The sequence below is a fragment of the Paracoccus sp. PAR01 genome (genome assembly GCF_014851995.1).
Taxonomy (GTDB): Bacteria; Pseudomonadota; Alphaproteobacteria; order Rhodobacterales; family Rhodobacteraceae; genus Paracoccus; species Paracoccus litorisediminis.
Genome location: NZ_JACVAW010000001.1, coordinates 671837 through 688804, shown reverse-complemented (window position 1 = coordinate 688804; position 16968 = coordinate 671837). Strand labels below are relative to the sequence as shown.

The following is a 16968-nucleotide window of genomic DNA, read 5'->3' as shown; positions in this document are numbered from 1 at the left end:
ATGGCGGACAGAAATTCAAGAAAGGTTAATGACCCGCGATTGCCTCGTTCCAGCGCGCCAGCAGTTTTGCCCGTGTCGCCTGATCCAGATAGGCCAGCAGGCCGGGGCTGACCGGCACCGGTTTCAGCCGCAGCCCGGCCAGATCCTGCATGCCGCCCGCCGGGCTTTGCTGGCCCGCGACTTCAAGGCTGACGGCGGAAAGGCGCAGGGTCTGGGACAGCAGCGTCTGCCCCTCGGGGGACATCAGGAAGGCCAGAAAGCTGGTGCCCAGATCGGGGCGGCGGGCGGCGGCGGGCACCAGAGCCACCCGCGACACGACTACGGTGAAATCTCGCGGCAGGATCACGCCCACCTCGGGGTGGCGGCGCGACCATTCGGCGGCATAGGAGCCCAGCAGGTTGTAGCCAACCGCCAGCCTGCCATCCGAGATCCGCTCCAGCAGCTCGCCCGAGGTGGCGAATTGCTGCACACCCGCCCGACCCATCGCAGCCACGACCGACCAGATATCGGGGTAAAGCTCCTGATCGCGGGCCATGAACAGGTAACCCACGCCCGAGCGCGAGATGTCATAGGTGCCGATCCGGCCTTGCGCCTGATCGGGATGCTCGGCCATCCAGCGCATCAGGTCGGTGCGGGTGGCGGGCGGTGCGCGGCCCGCGAAACTGGGCTTGTGATAGGCAAAGACGGCAGGCTCGAAGGTCAGCGCATAGGCGGTGTCGCGCCAGTTCGCCCAGTCGGGCCAATCGGCGGTGTCGGGCGTTTCGACCGCGCGGGCAAAGCCGTCATTGGCCAGCTTGATCTGCAGGTCCATGGCCGAGGAAAAGGCGAAATCCGCCGTGCCCTCGCCCGATTGCGTCTCGGCCACGATGCGGTCATGCAGATCGCCGGTCAGCAGGTTGCGGTAGCGGACCAAGACATCGGGATGGCGCGCCTGAAAGGCCTGGATCAGCGGTGCGGCCAGATCATTGTCCAGCGAGGAATAGACCGAAAGCTCATTCCCGGCGCTGCCCGTCCGTGCGGGAAACACCGTGGTCTGGGCCGCAGCCGCGCCGGTCAGCAGCGTCAGAAGGGCGGCGATTGCTGGCAGCAGGGCGGGCAGGCGCATGATCGCGCGACATTGCCAAAGCCGCGCCCCGTTCACAAGCGCCGCGCGCGGGGATAGGTTCGCAGCCATTGGGGGGACGTCGTGCGCATCTTGCTGGTCGAGGACAATCTATCACTGGCCGAGGGGCTGCATGCCCTGCTGCGCCAATCGGGCTATGCGGTGGACGTGGTCCATGACGGTGCCTCGGCCGAGGCCGTGGCTGCCGCCGAAAGCTTCGATCTGGTCATCCTTGACCTGAACCTGCCGCAGATGGACGGGCTGGAGGTGCTGCGCGCCATGCGCGCCCGCCGCAATCCCGCCGCCGTGATGATCCTGACCGCGCGCGGCGCGCCCGAGGACCGGGTGAAGGGGTTGGACCTTGGCGCTGACGATTACCTGATCAAGCCCTTCGACATCGGCGAGTTCGAGGCGCGCATCCGCTCGCTTCTGCGGCGTCAGGCGGGGCTGCGCACGGCGACGGTCAGCTTCGGCGGGCTGAGTTTCGACCAGAACAGCCGCAGCTTTAGGGTGGGCGATCAACCGCTGGACCTGCCGGCACGTGAACGCGGGTTGCTGGAACTGCTGATCACCCGTGCGGGTAAGGTCGTTCCCCGTGAAACCATCGTGCAGTCCCTGACCTCGCTGGAAGACGACCTGTCCGCCAATGCAATCGAGCAATATGTCAGCCGCTTGCGCAAACGCCTTGCCCCCGCCGGGGTGACGGTCAAGACGGCGCGCGGCATCGGCTATTTCCTTGACCGGGCGTAGGCCGTTCTCGATCCGACGGCGGCTGCTGTTGTGGCTGCTGGTCGCCACGGCGGCATTCGGGACATTGGCGCTGATCGATACCGGGCGCGAGGCCGAGCGCATGGCGAATGCGCTGGCCGATCGGGTCCTGGCCGGTTCCGCGCTGGTCATCGCGGAACGCGCCTCGCTGGATCAGGACGGCCGCATCGCCATCGAGATCCCTTACGGCGCGCTGGAGATGCTGAGTTCGGCGGCCGAGGACCGGGTGTTCTACCGTGTCGACGGCCCGCCCGGCCATCTGGTGACCGGCTATGCCGACCTGCCGGTGGCGCGCGCCCGGCAAGGGGCCGATCCGGCCTTTTCCGACGGTGTTTTCCGCGGTGAACCGGTGCGCGTCGCCAGCCTTGCCCGCGCCGCATCGACCGGCATCGATGAGGTGCCCTTCGTCGTCACCGTGGCGGAAACCACGCGGGCGCGGGTCGAACTGACGCGCACGATCCTGATGCGGTCGGCCTTGCGGCTGGCGCTGATGATCCTTGGGGCGGTGGGGATTGTCGGCATCGCCGTTACCGTGTCCTTGCAGCCGCTTTATCGTCTGGGCGAGGCGATTGCCGAACGCAGCCCCGACGATCTGGGCCCGGTCGAGACCCGCGTGCCATCCGAGGTGCGCGGGCTGGTCGGCACCATCAACCTGTTCATGTCGCGGCTGAAATCGGCGCTGGACGGGTTGCGGAATTTCACCGGCAATGCGGGCCACCAGCTGCGCACGCCTTTGGCGGTGGTGCGCACGCAACTGGCGCTGGCGGCGCGGGCGGGCAGTCTGGCCGAGGCGCAGGAAGCCGCGCAAAAGGGCGATGCCGCCGTGGCGCATGCCGAGCGTATCCTTGCGCAATTGCTGCTGTTGGCCAAGGTCGATGCGACCTCGGGGCGGGATGTAGGCCAGATGGATCTGGTCGGTTTCGCCCGCGACCTGACCGCCGACCATATCCCTGCCGCTGCCGAAATGGGGATCGATCTGGGCTATGAGGGCGAGGAGGCGCAGGTCCTTGTCCGTGCCGAACCCCTGCTGCTGGGCGAGGCTTTGCGCAACCTGATCTCGAACGCGATACTGCATGGCCGGGCGGGGGGCATGGTGACGGTCCGGGTCCGGCGTGAGGATGCGAATGCCGTGCTGGAGGTCGAGGATGACGGGCCGGGCATCCCGCCCGAGGCCCGCGCTGCGGCCGTAAACCGTTTCGCGCGCGGTCGCACGCAGGGGCCGGGCATGGGGCTGGGCCTGCCGGTCGTCGATGAGATTGCGGCGCTGTTCGGGGGGCGCCTGACGCTGGTCGATGGTGCGGGCGGGCAGGGGCTTTGCGCCCGGATCAGCCTGCCTTTGGCGGAAACCTGAGGGCTGATAGCGCAAAAACAGAAGATCAGGCTTGCGTTTCAGGAATGGAGTCGCCATTTTCCCGGAATTCGCGAAAGCGTGAATACAGTTTGGTGTCCGGGCCCCTCTGGCGAAACGTGGCGGCACGTTCGTGATGTCGGCACCGATCTTTGACCAGCCGCCTGGACCTTAGTTCTCACATGCAGCACGGAAGCAACCCTCTCGCGGGGGGAAACGCGAATGGAGCCCAATCCTCAACCCTTAGCTATTTCCGCTGGTCCTTCATCGTCACGGCCATCGGCCTGGCGCTGGGCGCGGTGCTTGGCTGGCAAGCGACCGGAACCGTCGGCGGGACGCTGTCGGTCTTCTTCATCTGCGCCGTGCTTGCGGTGCTTGAGATCTCGCTGAGCTTCGACAACGCCATCGTCAACGCCAACAAGCTCAAGGACATGACACCGGAATGGCAGCATCGCTTCCTGACCTGGGGCATCGTCATCGCCGTCTTCGGCATGCGGATCGTCTTCCCGCTGCTGATCGTCGTGGTCGCGGCCAATATCGGCCCGTGGCAGGCGATGGTGCTGGCAGCAACGCAGCCTGACCAGTATTCGGCCATCATGCATGACGCGCATCTGCCGATCGCGGCCTTTGGCGGCACCTTCCTGATGATGGTCGGCCTGTCCTTCTTCTTCGACCATGAAAAAGACGTGCACTGGGTTCGCTGGCTTGAGGACAAGATGCAGCGCTACGCCACGATTCGCGGCATCGAGGTCGCAATCGTTCTGGTCACCGTGCTGATCTTCTCGCGCTTCCTGGGTGAGGCCGAATCCGAGGTCTTCTTCCGTTCGGCGATCTGGGGCCTGCTGACCTTCCTTCTGGTCGAGGTTCTGGGCGGTCTTCTGGACAGCACGCAACAGCAGACGCTGCAGGCGGGTGCCAAGGGTGGTCTGGGTGCGTTCCTGTATCTGGAAGTTCTGGATGCCTCGTTCAGCTTCGACGGTGTGATCGGTGCGTTTGCGCTGACCCACAACCTGTTCATCATCGCCATCGGCCTTGGCATCGGCGCGATGTATGTCCGCTCGATGACCATCATGCTGGTCGAGCGCGGCACGCTGGCCGAGTACCGCTTCCTTGAACACGGTGCTTTCTACGCGATCATCGCGCTGTCGATCATCATGTTCGTGCAGCCCCTGATGCATATCCCCGAGGTCATCACCGGCCTTGGCGGTGCGACGCTGATCGGGATCTCGCTGTGGTCCTCGATCCGCTGGAACCGCAAGAAGGTTGCCGAGGGCTAAGGCCTTCACCCCGATGAAATGACAGGGCCGCCCTTCGGGGCGGCCTTTTTTCGTCGAATTTTGACATGGCGCTGCTAGCCTTGGCGCGGGTTCATCGGTTCGGGGCGCGGGTTTGCGGTATATTTTCCTTATTGGGCTGGCGCTGGTGACGGCGGGTTTGCTGCTTCTGGCGTTTCGTTGGCGCGGTGGCGCATTGCCCCGTCTGGGTCTGGTGGTGCTGGCCATTGCCATCCTGCTGGGGGGGGCGTGGCGGCTGATGCCGCAGGCGATACCGCGCCATGACGACGGTGCGGATGTGCGGGCGCTGTATCAGGAACCGCGGGTGCTGCCGCAGGGGCCGCAGCGGGTCTATCACCTTGGCCACAGCCTTGTCGGGCGCGACATGCCCGCGATGCTGGCGCAGCTGGCTGGACATGACTACGCGCTGCAACTGGGCTGGGGCGCAGCGCTGAGCGAGCATTTCAAGGGGCCCGAGGCCGTCAACGGCTTCGATCAGGAAAACGCCACGCCCCATTACCGCGACGCGCATCAGGCGCTGGCCAGCGGCGAATACGATGCCTTTGTCATGACCGAGATGGTCAGCCTGCGCGACGCGATCATGTACAAGGATTCGCTGGCCGCTGTCGGCAAATGGAGTGCCGAGGCAGTGGCCGGAAACCCGGATATCGATCTGTTCCTGTATGAAAGCTGGCACAATCTGAAGGACCAGCCCGATTGGCTGCGGCGGATCCCCGGCGATCTGGACGGGCTGTGGAGCCAGCTTCTGTGGTCCGCCGCGCGCGGGGCCGGGCGTCCGGTCTGGCTGATCCCGGCGGGGCAGGTCATGGCGCGGCTGGTGACTGAGGCCGAATCGTCGGGCGGTATTGCCGAACTCAGGCGCCGCGAGGATCTGTTCACCGACGATATCCATGTGAATGATCTGGGCGTCTATCTGGTCGCGCTGACACATTACGCGGTGATCTATGGCAAAAGCCCGGTCGGGCTGCCGTATCAGCTGAAGCTCGCGGATGGTTCGGATGCCCGCGCGCCGTCTGCCGAATTGGCGCGGCGGATGCAGGAAACTGTCTGGCAGGTGGTCACCTCGCAGCCGCTGACGGGTCTGTGAGGCGGGGGAACCCGAACCGGCTGCCGGGCGTAATCCCTGAGAAAGGCGGCATGTTGTCGCGCATCTCAAGGAAAGGAATACGTGATGAAGTTCCTGTCCGCTGCCCTTGTTCTGGGCGTGATCCTGACTGTTTCGGCCTGCGGCGAAAACGCCACTACCCGCGCCGCGACCGGTGGAGTTGGTGGTGCCGTGGTCGGTGGGCCTGTCGGTGCCGTGGCAGGTGCCACGGTGGGCGCGGCGACGGCCAAGTAGGGCTTAGGCGCCCCGGCCCGGTTGCTGCATCAGCGCCAGCCAGTCGCGGATGCCGCTCAGGGCCTCGGCCTCATCCAGATAGGGGATATGGCCGCGATCGGGGACCTCGGCAAAGATCATGTCGGGGCGGCGCGCGCGCATCTGCGCCGCAATCTCGGGTGACAGCAGGTCGGAATTCGCGCCCCGGATCAGGGCCAGCGGCAAGCCATCCGCGGCGTTGAACAGCGGCCACAGGTCGATATCGGGACCGTTGAATCCTTCAAGGAAGGATTGGCGCAATTCGGGGTCGTAGCTGATCTTGAGCCCGTCCGGGGTCGCAATGTAATGGCGCGTGGCCTCGGACAGCCAGCGGCTGTCGGGGACATTGCGGAACTCGGTCATCAGACGGGGCAGCTTGCGGGCCAGTTCCTCATGGGTCTTGGCGGCGGGGTTGCGACCCACATAATCCTTGATCTTTTCCAGCCCCGGTCGGTGCAGGATCGGGCCGACATCGTTCAGGCACAGGCCCAGCATCCGATCCTTGGCTGTCGCGGCCAGAAACATGCCGATAATGCCGCCGCGCGAGGTGCCCAGCACCGCGGCCTTGCCGACGCCCAGATGGTCCAGCAGCTCCAGCGCGTCCTGCGCCTCGCGCTGGACGGTGTAGCTGGCGGCCCCGGTCCATTCCGATCCGCCCCGACCGCGATAGTCGGGCCGGATCAGCCGCACGCCCTGCAGATGCGGGGACAGATAATCGAAATCGGCGCCGCTGCGGGTCAACCCCGACAGCGCCAGCACCGGCAGTCCCTGACCCTGATCCCGAAAGGCAAGGCGGGCGCCGTCACTGGCGGTGAAGTGGCTGACATCCATCACAGGTTTTCCGAATGCGGCATCCCCAGCACGTGATAGCCACCATCGACCAGAACGATCTCGCCGGTGGTGCAGGCACCCCAATCCGAGCACAGCCAGACCGCCGTCCCGCCAATGGCTTCCAGCGTGGCATTGGCGCGCAGGGGGGCATTCGCCTCGGTATGACGATAGGTCTTGCGCGCGCCGCCGATGGCCGCGCCCGCCAGCGTCTTCATCGGGCCGGGGCTGATCGCATTGACGCGGATACCCTCGGGGCCCAGATCGTCGGCCAGATAGCGCACGGCCGATTCCAGTGCCGCCTTGGCCACGCCCATCACGTTGTAGAAGGGCGTCACCCGGTTCGAGCCGCCATAGGTCAGCGTGATGATCGAGCCGCCATCGGTCATCAGCGGCCGCGCACGGCGGGCCACGTCGATCAGCGAATAGCAGGAAATCGTCAGCGAATTCTTGAAGTTATCGCGCGAGGTATTGATGAAGCGCCCGGCAAGTTCGTTCTTGTCGGAAAACGCGATGGCATGGACGACGAAGTCCAGCTTGCCCCAGCGCTTCTCGATCTGGCCAAAGGCCGCGTCCAGCGATGCGTCGTCATTCACGTCCACGTCGACAAGGAAATCCGAGCCGACGCTGGCGGCCAGCGGTTCGACCCGCTTTCCGAAAGCCTCGCCCTGATAGGAAAAGGCCAGTTCCGCGCCCTGATCGGCCAGCGCCTTGGCAATGCCCCATGCGATAGAGCGCTCATTCGCGACCCCCATCACGAGACCGCGTTTGCCCTTCATCAAATCCGACATGTTTCTTATCCGTTGTATCTGGACAGCAGCATCGAGCCATTCGTACCGCCAAAGCCGAAGGAGTTGGTCATAACCGTATCCAGTCCGGCATTTTCGATCAGGCGCGTTGCAATTTCGCCTTCATGAATGGCGGGGTCCAGCGTCTCGACATTGATCGAGGGCGCGATGAAGTCATTGTCCAGCATCAGCAGGCAGTAGATCGCCTCTTGTGCGCCGGTGGCGCCCTGACTGTGACCGGTCATCGATTTGGTCGAGGAGATCAGCGGGGTCGAGCCTTCGCCAAAGACGCGGCGGACGGCCTGAACCTCGCCCACGTCACCAACTGGGGTCGAGGTGCCATGCGCGTTGATATAGCCGACCTTGCGGCCCGGTTGCAGGGTTTCCAGCGCCAGACGCATCGCGCGCTCGCCGCCTTCGCCCGAGGGCGCGACCATGTCATGCCCGTCCGAGGTCGCGGCATAGCCGGTGACTTCGGCATAGATCTTGGCGCCGCGGGCTTTCGCGTGTTCGAGTTCCTCAAGCACCAGAATGCCGCCGCCGCCCGAGATGACGAAACCGTCGCGGTTCGCGTCAAACGCGCGCGAGGCCTTTTCCGGCTGGTCGTTATACTTGGACGACATCGCGCCCATCGCGTCGAACAGGCAGGACAGGGTCCAGTCCAGTTCCTCGGCGCCGCCGGCAAACATGATGTCCTGACGGCCGAAAGCGATCTGTTCAGCAGCGTTCCCGATGCAATGCAGCGAGGTCGAGCAGGCCGAGGTGATCGAGTAGTTCACGCCCTTGATGCGGAACGCGGTGGACAGGTTGGCCGAAATGGTCGAGCTCATGCATTTCGGCACCGCGAAAGGCCCGATCTTCTTGGGCGCGCCCGAGTTCAGCACCAGCTGATGCGCCGCGAACATGCTCGAGGTCGACGGCCCGCCCGAACCGGCGATCAGGCCGGTGCGCGGGTTCACCACGTCGCTTTCCTCAAGGCCCGCATCGGCGATGGCCTGCTGCATGGCCAGATAGCCATAGGCGGCACCCGGACCCATGAAGCGCAGCACGCGCTTGTCGATCAGCTCTTTGGGGTCCAGCTTGACCGCGCCGGCAACCTGGCTGCGGAAGCCGTATTCCTTCATGTCCTCATTGGCGGTGATGCCGGATTTTCCGGCTTTCAACGCGGCAAGGACTTCGTTCTTGTCGTTTCCGATGCTGGAAACGATGCCTAGACCAGTGACGACAACGCGGCGCATGGGGGCTCTCCTGAATTCGGTGGTGAAGTCAGCTTTCCGACAGCGCGACTTTCATGTCTTTGACCAGATAGATGACTTCGCCATCTGCCTCGACGCGACCATCCGCGACGCCCATGGTCAGGCGGCGGGTCTGCACGGCTTTGGTGAAGTCGACGTAATAACGCAGCATCTTGCGATCCGGGCGGACCATGCCGGTCAGCTTGACCTCGCCCACGCCAAGCGCGTAGCCGCGGCCGGTCCAACCCCGCCAGCCCAGATTGAAGCCGGTCAGCTGCCACAGCCCGTCAAGGCCAAGGCAGCCCGGCATGATCGGGTTGCCGGGGAAGTGGCAGGAAAAGAACCACAGGTCCGGGTTGATGTCGAATTCCGCGACGACATGGCCCTTGCCATGCAGCCCGCCATCGCCCGAGATCTCGGTGATGCGGTCCATCATCAGCATCGGCGGCTCGGGGAGCTGCGCGTTGCCGGGGCCAAACAGCTCGCCACGGGCACAGGCCAGCAGGTCGTCCTTGTCAAAGCTGGTCCGGGTCATCGTCATGCGCGCTGGTCTCCTCGATGGAAGTCGGGTCAGAATATGCTGCCGCACCGGGGAACCCGGCACGAAACTTGCGCAGGGTCTACCATTCAGCCCGCCAGAGGCGCAAGGGTTGCCGGTTTACGCCGGGTTAACCATCAAATCCTCAGGCTGTGCTGAGAATTCGCGCTTAGAACCACTGGCCGGGCTCCATCAGCCCGAAATCCATCAGCTGCTGGGAATGCCAGCGAAAGGGCTGCGAATTGCGCCAGGCAAAGCTGCGGATTTCGCGCCGCGAACCGGGATTGCGGGCCAGCGCCTTGGCCACGCGGAACGATGCCATGGCCGCGGTCAGGTTATGATGCCACGGGCAGGAATAGGTGTTGTATTCCGCAACGTTAAATCGGTGGTCGGGCAGAATGCGCAGGCCGGGCTGAGTGCGAAACAGCGCGATCCGGTCGATCCGGCGGCGGTCGGCGGGGATGTGCTCCTCAAAGCGCCAGCGCAGCCCGCCGTGGAAGTCCAACTGCCGCTCCAGAAAGTTGCCGTCGCGGTCCTTGCGGCCAAGTGCGAAATAGCCGCTGCGGTCGAACATCGCCTCGTTGATGCTGACCGCGTCGGGGAAGCGTTCCAGATCGGGGGCGTAAAGATCGACGACATAGGTCAGCATCGCCCGCCGGCGTTCCTCGGCGTGAAAGGCGAGCATCTCGCCGACGGTGCGGTGTTCCGAGAAGGGATAGAACAGGAATTCGGCGTTGTAGCCGTAATGCAGCCAGGTATCGGTGGGCACCGCGTCGATCATCGCATTGACGGCTGCGACATGTGCGCGGGGCTGACGGGCGTCGAATTGCAGGTTGACGATGCGGCCATCGGGATCGTCGGGCAGCGCATGCGGGGGCAGCGGTTCGTTCGACAGCGCAAGGATCAGCCGGAAGCCGCATTTCAGCTGATGGGTCAGCGTCTGCATGACGGCTGCGGAATCCTCGATCAGCAGCAGGGCAATCGGGCCTTTTTGCAGGCGGTCAGGGGACTGGGTCAGGAATTCGGCAAGGGGCGGATGGCTCATTGACGGCGGCTCGGTTTGTTCGCGCGGGCATCATCTATGCATGGGGTTGGTCCGGGGTAAAGCCGACTTTGCCCCGAAAGCCGTCACGGACCGGTGCGAAACCTGCCCGTTGCCAAGCGAATCCTGTTGAAATGAGCGATTTGCACGACTATCTAACCGCGCAAACAATTTGGCCATGTAAGGATCACAGCCATAGCCCGCAGACCGCATAACGCTCCGCCCACCCGCGACACCGGCCCCCGCGTCAACGACCGCATTCGAGTCCCCGAAATCCGCCTGATCGGCGCTGAGGGCGAGAATATCGGCGTAGTGACGCCCGCCCGCGGGATGGAGCTTGCACAGGACGCCGGGCTGGACCTGGTCGAGATTTCGCCCAATGCCGTGCCGCCGGTCTGCAAGATCATGGACCTCGGCAAGTTCAAGTATGAACAGCAAAAGCGCGAAGCCGAAGCCCGCAAGAAGCAGAAGATCATCGAGATCAAGGAAATCAAGTTCCGTCCCGGCACGGATACCCATGACTACGAGGTCAAGATGCGCTCGGTCATGAAGTTCCTGACCGAGGGTGACAAGGTCAAGGTGACCCTGCGCTTCCGTGGCCGTGAAATGGCGCACCAGCAGCTGGGGCTTGAGCTTCTGAACCGCGTGGCCGGCGATGTCGGCGAAGCGGGCAAGATCGAATCGATGCCCAAGCTTGAAGGGCGTCAGATGGTCATGATGATCGCTCCGAAATAAGGCAGGAATATGGCGGCGGATGTGACGATTCTGGTTCTGCGTGAACCGGGCGCCGATACGGCGCTGCCCTTGCCCGAATACCAGACCTCCGGTTCCGCAGGCGCTGACCTGCGGGCCGATCTGGGCGGGGCTGAGCTGGTGCTTGAGCCCGGCCAGATCCGCCTTGTGCCCACCGGCTTGCGCGTGCAGATCCCCGAAGGGTTCGAAATGCAGATCCGCCCCCGCTCCAGCCTTGCGTTGAAGCATGGCGTGACCCTGCCCAATACGCCCGGCACGATCGACAGCGATTACCGCGGGCCGCTGGGCGTCATCATGATCAACCTTGGCCAGCAGCCCTACACCATCCAGCATGGTGAGCGCATCGCGCAGGCGGTGGTCGCGCCGGTGACCCGCGCGCGCTACGTGATGGCCGAGGCGCTTGAGGAAACCCTTCGCGGCGCGGGCGGTTTCGGCTCGACCGGCCGGGCCTGATTTCATGCTCATCCTGATTGCGATGGCTGCCGTGCTTGCCGCGGGGGCCATCCTTGGCTGGCCTGCCGTTCGCGGCTGGGCTATCGTCGCCCTGCTTTGGGCGGCGAGCGTCCTGCTGCTGGCCGTCGCGCCGGGTTCCGGTGCGGCGCGTCTGGTCGGGGGCGACCTGCGGCTCTGGCTGCTGGGCGGGGGCATTGTCGCCATCGTGCTGGCCTACCGCATGGCATTGCGCCACCTGCACAGAAAGGCGATCCCCTTGCCTGAGACCAAACCCGCCGCCACCCCTGCCGGTCCGCTGTCTGACGCCGAGCTTGACCGCTATGCCCGCCATATCGTCCTGCGCGAGCTGGGCGGTCCCGGTCAGGCGGCCTTGCGCCGGGCACGGGTGCTGATCGTGGGGGCCGGGGGGCTGGGCGCGCCGGTCTGCCTGTATCTGGCCGCCGCTGGGGTCGGGCGGATCACCGTCGCCGATGACGACCGGGTCAGCATCTCGAACCTGCAACGTCAGGTGATCTTTCGCGTCAGCGATGATGGTCAGCCCAAGGCCGGGGCGGCCGCCGGGGCGATGCGCGCCCTGAACCCCCATGTCACCGTGACCGTGCTGGATCGTCGCATCTCGGATGCCGACGCGGGTCTCATCGCGGAACATGATCTGGTGATCGACGGCACCGACACTTTTGCCGCGCGACAGGCGGTCAATGCGGCCTGCGTCGCGGCGGGTGTGCCGCTGATCGCAGGCGCCATCGCGCAATGGGAGGGGCAGGTCACCGTCTGGGACCCCAAGCGCGGCGCGCCCTGCATGAGCTGCATCTTTCCGCAGGCCCCGGCCGCCGGGCTGGCCCCTGCCTGCGCCGAGGCGGGCGTGGTCGGGCCATTGCCGGGCGTCATCGGCAGCATGATGGCGCTGGAGGCGATCAAGATCATCGCCGGTGCGGGTGAGCCCTTGCGCGGTCGGATGATGATCTTTGACGGGCTATGGGGCGAAAACCGCACCATGAAACTGGCGCGGCGCGACGATTGCCCGGTCTGCGGCTCTGGACATTTCCCTCAGGGGTGAAACACTCGCGGGCAACCATTCAGGAGGCCCCGCATGAACCCCGAACTGACCAACTGGACCGGCACGCTGGGTCTGCCGCGTTTCGACCTGATCTCGGATCAGGATTTCGCCCCTGCCTTTGACACCTGCCTGCAATTGGCCGGTGAGGCGGTCGAGGCGATCGCCGCCAACCCCGAACCGCCCAGCTTTCAGAACACCGTCGCCGCTCTGGAAACCGCCGAGGACCCGCTGAACCGGCTTTGCGCGGTTTTCTACACGTTGGCTAGTGTCGATTCGAACCCTGCGCGCGAGGATCTGCAGCGCCAGATCGCACCCCGTCTGGCGGCGCATGGCTCCAAGGTCAGCATGGACCCGCGCCTGTTCGACCGGGTCGAAGCCGTGATGCAAGAGAAGGACACGCTTGCCCCGCAGGATCGCCGCCTGACCGAATTGACCCTGCGCGGATTGCGCCGCTCGGGTGCCGGTCTGACCGGCGAGGCCCGCGACCGCATGGCCGCGATCCGCGAGCGTCTTGCGGTGCTGTCCACCGATTTCGCCCAGAACGTGCTGGCCGATGAGCGCGACTTCACCATGGCCATCGCCGATGACCGGCTGGCGGGCCTGCCTGACTGGCTGCTGCGCGCGATGCGGGCCGCCGCCAAGGAGCGTGGGCTTTCGGGCCAGATCGTGACGCTGAACCGCTCGCTGATCGTGCCCTTCCTTGAACATGCGGGCGACCGCGCCCTGCGCGAACTGGCATGGCGGGCATGGACCGCGCGCGGCGACGGTTCGGGGGCAGGCGGTGCCAAGACCGACAACCGCCCCATCGCCGCCGAGATCCTGCAACTGCGCCACGAACGTGCCCAACTGCTGGGTTACGCCGATTTCGCCAGCTACAAGCTGGAGCCGGAAATGGCTGGCAGCGCCGAGAATGTCGAGGCGCTGCTGCGTCAGGTCTGGGACCCCGCCAAATCCCGTGCCGAGGCCGACGGGCGCCAGCTTGAGGCCATGCTGAACGATGACGGCGTCAACGGCGCGCTGGAGCCCTGGGACTGGCGCTTCTATGCCGAACGCCGCCGCAAGGCCCTGCATGATCTGGATGATGCCGCGGTCAAGCCCTACCTGACGCTGGATGCGATGATCGGCGCGGTGTTCGACACCGCGAACCGCCTGTTCGGGCTGGAGATGCGCGAGTTTCAGGCCCCGCTATGGTCGCCCGATGTCCGCGCATGGGAAATCACCCGTGACGGTCGCCAGATGGCAGTGTTCCTTGGCGATTTCTTTGCCCGGCCCAGCAAACGCTCGGGGGCATGGTGTTCGTCGTTGCAGCAGCAGCACCATATCGGCAAGGGGCAGCGTCCGATTGTCGTCAATGTCTGCAACTTCACCCCGCCCGAGCAGCCCGGTGCGCCCGCCTATCTGTCATGGGATGACGCGCATACGCTGTTCCACGAATTCGGCCATGCGCTGCATCACATCCTGTCGGATGTTGGCTGGCCCTCGATTTCGGGCACGTCCGTGGCGCGGGATTTCGTCGAACTTCCCAGCCAGTTGTTCGAGCATTGGCTGGAACAGCCCGAGGTGCTGGACCGCCATGCCCGCCATGCCGAAACCGGAGAGCCGCTGCCCGCCGCCCTGCGCGACCGCATCCTTGCCGCCCGCAATGCCGATTCCGGCTTTGCCACGACCGAATATCTGGCCAGCGCGCTTGTCGATCTGGATTTCCATCGCGGCCAGCCTCCGGCCGATCCGATGGCGCGCCAGGTCGAGATCCTGAAGGAACTGGGTGCGCCTGCCGCCATCCCGATGCGCCATGCGACACCGCATTTCGCGCATGTCTTTTCGGGTGATGGCTATTCGGCGGGCTATTACAGCTACATGTGGTCCGAGGTCATGGATGCCGACGCCTTTGAGGCCTTCATGGAAAAAGGCGATGCCTTTGACCCTGAAACCGCCCGGAAACTTGAGGAATGGATCCTCTCGAAGGGGGATTCTCTGCCCGCTGATGAACTTTGGTTGAAATTCAGGGAACGAAAACCGGGGGTTCACGCTTTGTTGAAAGGACGCGACCTTATTGAGGTTGCCTCATGATTCAACGGGAGAAACGAGATGACACGGACCACGCTGCTCTTTGCCTTCGCCGCTGCCGCAACCTTGGTGGGCCTTGCCGCCTGCGATCAGGTCGCTCCCGTCAAGCCCGAGCCGACTCCCGGTCCGGTGGCACAGTCGAGCGCGCTGAACGGCACCTATAATCTGTTGAAGTCGCAATGCGATAACGTGACCAGCGACAAGAGCCTGGTGATCGACGGCAACAAGTTCAGGTTCCCTGCTGCGACCTGCACCGCTACCGGCTCGACTCAGGAAATTGGCAAGACCCGCGTTACCCTGTCCTGCGAAGGCTCGCCTGCAGCCGGCAACCGGGTGGTCGATCTGCAGACGCTGCCCGACGGCACGCTGCGCATGACCGAGGATTCGATCACGCTGACCTACTTCCAGTGCATGAAGGCCTCGGCCAGCTCCAGCTCGCTGATCGGTCAGTCCATGTAGGATCGTCGTCCGGCACGGGTCGCCCATGGGGCGGCCCGCATCGGGTGCGGTATCACTCGCGGGTTTCGTCCGCGTCGACGCCCCAGATCGTGGATTTGGGCACCCAGCCCTTTTCCCCGCCGCCCGAAACGCGGCACCATTCGGGGTTGCATTCGTGCAGGCGCACGATGGCCCCGGCTTCGGCACGGGCGACGACATCGGCGCGTTCGTCGGGCTTGGCCAGCAGTTCAAGCATGTCCTTGCGCACGATCGCCGTCCGAACCCCTGACAGAAGCGAATAATGCACCCAGCCGCCCGCGCCGTCCTGATCCTCGACCCGGCGCCAATGGCCGAATTCCGCGACCACCCGCAGCGGCATCCCGGCATGGCGGAACACCCAGTCGATGCGATGTGACAGGCTGGGACCGCGACGGGCATTGCCCTCGCCGCCTTTCAGGCTGACATAGCGGGGCAGGGGCAGGTTGGTGACAGAGCCTCGATGCGGGTCGCGCTGTCCTTCGGCATGGCGGCTGATCTCGGCATCGGCAGAGACTTCGGGGATCTGCTGCGCATCCAGATTCTCGCCCGGATCGGTGGCCTGTGCCTGAACCCCTGTGGCCAATCCGACACCCAGCGCCAGAGCCGCAAGGCCCGCCAGAACCATTCTGTGATTCATCTGCCCGTCCTGTTCTTCCGGGGTCTTGTGCCTGCCCCTCGACGCAGGCACTTTGCCAAATGAGGCCCGGCTTGGGAAGACAGCAAGGGCCACGAGGGGGAGAGAAGAGCCATGCCAGCCACAGGCCCGGCCGATGCGCGGCTGAAGGTCTTCGTGACCCGCCGTCTGCCCGAACTGGTCGAAACGCGGATGGCCGAACTGTTCCATGTCGTCCTGAGCGACGAGGATCGCAAGCTTTCCCGCGAGGAACTGCTGGCCGCCATGCAGGATTGCGATATTTTCGTGCCCTGCGTCACCGACCGCATCGACGCCGAGATGCTGGCGGATGTCGGCGACCGGCTGAAACTGATCGCGAATTACGGCGCGGGCGTCGATCACCTTGACGTGAGGGCGGCCTGCGCGCGCGGGATCTCGGTCTCGAACACGCCGGGGGTGGTGACCGAGGACACCGCCGACATGACCATGGCGCTGATCCTGGCCGTGACCCGCCGTCTGCCCGAGGGCATGGCCGAGATGCAGGAGGGCAGCTGGCAGGGCTGGTCGCCGACCAACCATCTGGGCGGGCGCATCGGCGGCAGGCAGCTGGGTATCCTTGGTATGGGCCGGATCGGTCAGGCAGTGGCCCGCCGCGCGCGGGCCTTTGGCATGGGTGTGCATTACCACAACCGCCATCGCCTGCGCCCCGAGGTCGAATCCGCGCTGGAGGCGACATGGTGGGAAAGCCTCGACCAGATGCTGGCGCGCGTGGATATCGTCAGCGTGAACGCGCCCCATACCCCGGCGACCTTTCATTTGCTGAATGCCCGCCGTCTGAAGCTGATGAAACCGACGGCGGTGGTGGTGAACACCTCGCGCGGCGAGGTGATCGACGAAAACGCCCTGACCCGGATGCTGCGTGCCGGCGAAATCGCGGGGGCGGGCCTTGATGTGTTCGAACACGGCCATGACATCAACCCGCGCCTGCGGGCGCTGCCCAATGTCGTGCTGCTGCCGCATATGGGCTCGGCTACGGTCGAAGGGCGTATCGAGATGGGCGAAAAGGTCATCATCAATATCAAGGCTTTCATCGACGGCCACCGGCCACCGGATCTGGTCCTGCCCAATATGGTCTAGGGCGCGCGCGGCGTTTGCGTCCGTTCCGTCGCTGATTTGCGTCATGTCGTTTTTCGGCGACAGAATGTCGCGGGCGTCATGCCGGTCAGGCCGCGCGCTCTGTCACAACT

Annotated in this window: 18 protein-coding genes; 11 read left to right on the top strand and 7 right to left on the bottom strand. The window is 65.0% G+C overall.

What is annotated here, in order from left to right; translation table 11 throughout:
- Positions 1 to 25: 25 nt before the first annotated feature.
- Positions 26 to 1174 carry an ABC transporter substrate-binding protein gene (locus IB235_RS03520; protein ID WP_192335571.1) on the bottom strand — a complete coding sequence of 383 codons (1149 nt, stop codon included), beginning with the start codon at positions 1172 to 1174 and terminating at the stop codon, positions 26 to 28.
- 12 nt (positions 1175 to 1186) lie between these two features.
- On the opposite strand from IB235_RS03520, the gene IB235_RS03515 reads away from it, so the two are divergent.
- From IB235_RS03515 to IB235_RS03495, 5 genes are all read left to right on the top strand, one after another.
- Positions 1187 to 1852: a response regulator transcription factor gene (locus IB235_RS03515; protein ID WP_192335569.1), complete on the top strand. Its 666-nt coding sequence runs from the start codon at positions 1187 to 1189 to the stop codon at positions 1850 to 1852.
- Positions 1839 to 3221, top strand: coding sequence for a sensor histidine kinase (locus tag IB235_RS03510; protein WP_225612028.1), 1383 nt, complete (start codon positions 1839 to 1841; stop codon positions 3219 to 3221). Before IB235_RS03515 ends, IB235_RS03510 begins: the two co-directional genes overlap by 14 nt.
- Positions 3222 to 3400: 179 nt before the next feature.
- Entirely contained in the window at positions 3401 to 4495 is a 1095-nt protein-coding gene (locus IB235_RS03505) for a DUF475 domain-containing protein (protein WP_155038206.1), read from the top strand.
- A 112-nt stretch (positions 4496 to 4607) separates the two neighbouring features.
- The gene (locus IB235_RS03500; RefSeq protein WP_192335567.1) at positions 4608 to 5600 is read left to right on the top strand and encodes a hypothetical protein; all 993 of its coding nucleotides are present in this window, start codon (positions 4608 to 4610) and stop codon (positions 5598 to 5600) included.
- An 84-nt stretch (positions 5601 to 5684) separates the two neighbouring features.
- Positions 5685 to 5852 carry a hypothetical protein gene (locus IB235_RS03495; protein WP_170297592.1) on the top strand — a complete coding sequence of 56 codons (168 nt, stop codon included), beginning with the start codon at positions 5685 to 5687 and terminating at the stop codon, positions 5850 to 5852.
- A 3-nt stretch (positions 5853 to 5855) separates the two neighbouring features.
- On the opposite strand, the gene IB235_RS03490 is transcribed toward IB235_RS03495, so the two are convergent.
- The 5 genes from IB235_RS03490 to IB235_RS03470 all read right to left on the bottom strand — a co-directional run bounded on the left by IB235_RS03490 (position 5856) and on the right by IB235_RS03470 (position 10304).
- A complete protein-coding gene (locus IB235_RS03490; protein WP_192335565.1) occupies positions 5856 to 6701 on the bottom strand; it encodes an alpha/beta fold hydrolase in 846 nt (281 codons plus the stop codon).
- Positions 6701 to 7489 (bottom strand): enoyl-ACP reductase, encoded by a 789-nt coding sequence (locus IB235_RS03485; protein WP_192335563.1) that lies wholly within the window; start codon positions 7487 to 7489, stop codon positions 6701 to 6703. The genes IB235_RS03490 and IB235_RS03485 overlap by 1 nt, the downstream gene beginning before the upstream one ends.
- Before the next feature lie 5 nt (positions 7490 to 7494).
- Positions 7495 to 8724, bottom strand: a complete 1230-nt coding sequence (fabB, locus tag IB235_RS03480; protein WP_155038202.1) for a beta-ketoacyl-ACP synthase I — start codon at positions 8722 to 8724, stop codon at positions 7495 to 7497.
- 28 nt (positions 8725 to 8752) lie between these two features.
- Positions 8753 to 9262 carry a bifunctional 3-hydroxydecanoyl-ACP dehydratase/trans-2-decenoyl-ACP isomerase gene (gene fabA / locus IB235_RS03475; RefSeq protein WP_155038201.1) on the bottom strand — a complete coding sequence of 170 codons (510 nt, stop codon included), beginning with the start codon at positions 9260 to 9262 and terminating at the stop codon, positions 8753 to 8755.
- A gap of 166 nt (positions 9263 to 9428) precedes the next feature.
- A complete protein-coding gene (locus tag IB235_RS03470) occupies positions 9429 to 10304 on the bottom strand; it encodes a glycosyltransferase family 2 protein (protein ID WP_155038200.1) in 876 nt (291 codons plus the stop codon).
- 192 nt (positions 10305 to 10496) lie between these two features.
- On the opposite strand from IB235_RS03470, the gene infC reads away from it, so the two are divergent.
- Genes infC through IB235_RS03445 form a run of 5 tightly spaced genes read left to right on the top strand, consistent with a single transcriptional unit; the run spans position 10497 to position 15090 of the window.
- Positions 10497 to 11036 carry a translation initiation factor IF-3 gene (gene infC / locus IB235_RS03465; RefSeq protein ID WP_192335913.1) on the top strand — a complete coding sequence of 180 codons (540 nt, stop codon included), beginning with the start codon at positions 10497 to 10499 and terminating at the stop codon, positions 11034 to 11036.
- Between the two features lie 9 nt (positions 11037 to 11045).
- Complete coding sequence (gene dut / locus IB235_RS03460; RefSeq protein WP_192335561.1) at positions 11046 to 11507, top strand: dUTP diphosphatase; 462 nt, start codon at positions 11046 to 11048, stop codon at positions 11505 to 11507.
- Positions 11508 to 11511: 4 nt separating this feature from the next.
- Positions 11512 to 12564: a molybdopterin-synthase adenylyltransferase MoeB gene (locus IB235_RS03455; RefSeq protein ID WP_192335559.1), complete on the top strand. Its 1053-nt coding sequence runs from the start codon at positions 11512 to 11514 to the stop codon at positions 12562 to 12564.
- A gap of 33 nt (positions 12565 to 12597) precedes the next feature.
- Complete coding sequence (locus tag IB235_RS03450) at positions 12598 to 14634, top strand: M3 family metallopeptidase (protein ID WP_192335557.1); 2037 nt, start codon at positions 12598 to 12600, stop codon at positions 14632 to 14634.
- 18 nt (positions 14635 to 14652) lie between these two features.
- Complete coding sequence (locus IB235_RS03445) at positions 14653 to 15090, top strand: hypothetical protein (RefSeq protein ID WP_155038196.1); 438 nt, start codon at positions 14653 to 14655, stop codon at positions 15088 to 15090.
- 52 nt (positions 15091 to 15142) lie between these two features.
- On the opposite strand, the gene IB235_RS03440 is transcribed toward IB235_RS03445, so the two are convergent.
- A complete protein-coding gene (locus IB235_RS03440) occupies positions 15143 to 15745 on the bottom strand; it encodes an SH3 domain-containing protein (RefSeq protein WP_155038195.1) in 603 nt (200 codons plus the stop codon).
- Positions 15746 to 15856: 111 nt separating this feature from the next.
- Here IB235_RS03440 and IB235_RS03435 point away from each other — a divergent pair, with 111 nt between their 5' ends.
- On the top strand, positions 15857 to 16858 hold the full coding sequence (locus IB235_RS03435; protein ID WP_155038194.1) for a D-glycerate dehydrogenase: 1002 nt from the start codon (positions 15857 to 15859) through the stop codon (positions 16856 to 16858).
- Positions 16859 to 16968: the final 110 nt, after the last annotated feature.

Bases quoted from the DNA above. Each gene is read 5' to 3' on its own strand.
- IB235_RS03520 (WP_192335571.1), bottom strand. From the start codon at position 1,174: ATGGCTGCGAACCTATCCCCGCGCGCGGCGCTTGTGAACGGGGCGCGG.
- IB235_RS03505 (WP_155038206.1), top strand. From the start codon at position 3,401: ATGCAGCACGGAAGCAACCCTCTCGCGGGGGGAAACGCGAATGGAGCC.
- IB235_RS03495 (WP_170297592.1), top strand. From the start codon at position 5,685: ATGAAGTTCCTGTCCGCTGCCCTTGTTCTGGGCGTGATCCTGACTGTT.
- IB235_RS03490 (WP_192335565.1), bottom strand. From the start codon at position 6,701: ATGGATGTCAGCCACTTCACCGCCAGTGACGGCGCCCGCCTTGCCTTT.
- IB235_RS03485 (WP_192335563.1), bottom strand. From the start codon at position 7,489: ATGTCGGATTTGATGAAGGGCAAACGCGGTCTCGTGATGGGGGTCGCG.
- fabB (WP_155038202.1), bottom strand. From the start codon at position 8,724: ATGCGCCGCGTTGTCGTCACTGGTCTAGGCATCGTTTCCAGCATCGGA.
- fabA (WP_155038201.1), bottom strand. From the start codon at position 9,262: ATGACGATGACCCGGACCAGCTTTGACAAGGACGACCTGCTGGCCTGT.
- IB235_RS03470 (WP_155038200.1), bottom strand. From the start codon at position 10,304: ATGAGCCATCCGCCCCTTGCCGAATTCCTGACCCAGTCCCCTGACCGC.
- dut (WP_192335561.1), top strand. From the start codon at position 11,046: ATGGCGGCGGATGTGACGATTCTGGTTCTGCGTGAACCGGGCGCCGAT.
- IB235_RS03455 (WP_192335559.1), top strand. From the start codon at position 11,512: ATGCTCATCCTGATTGCGATGGCTGCCGTGCTTGCCGCGGGGGCCATC.
- IB235_RS03450 (WP_192335557.1), top strand. From the start codon at position 12,598: ATGAACCCCGAACTGACCAACTGGACCGGCACGCTGGGTCTGCCGCGT.
- IB235_RS03445 (WP_155038196.1), top strand. From the start codon at position 14,653: ATGACACGGACCACGCTGCTCTTTGCCTTCGCCGCTGCCGCAACCTTG.
- IB235_RS03440 (WP_155038195.1), bottom strand. From the start codon at position 15,745: ATGAATCACAGAATGGTTCTGGCGGGCCTTGCGGCTCTGGCGCTGGGT.
- IB235_RS03435 (WP_155038194.1), top strand. From the start codon at position 15,857: ATGCCAGCCACAGGCCCGGCCGATGCGCGGCTGAAGGTCTTCGTGACC.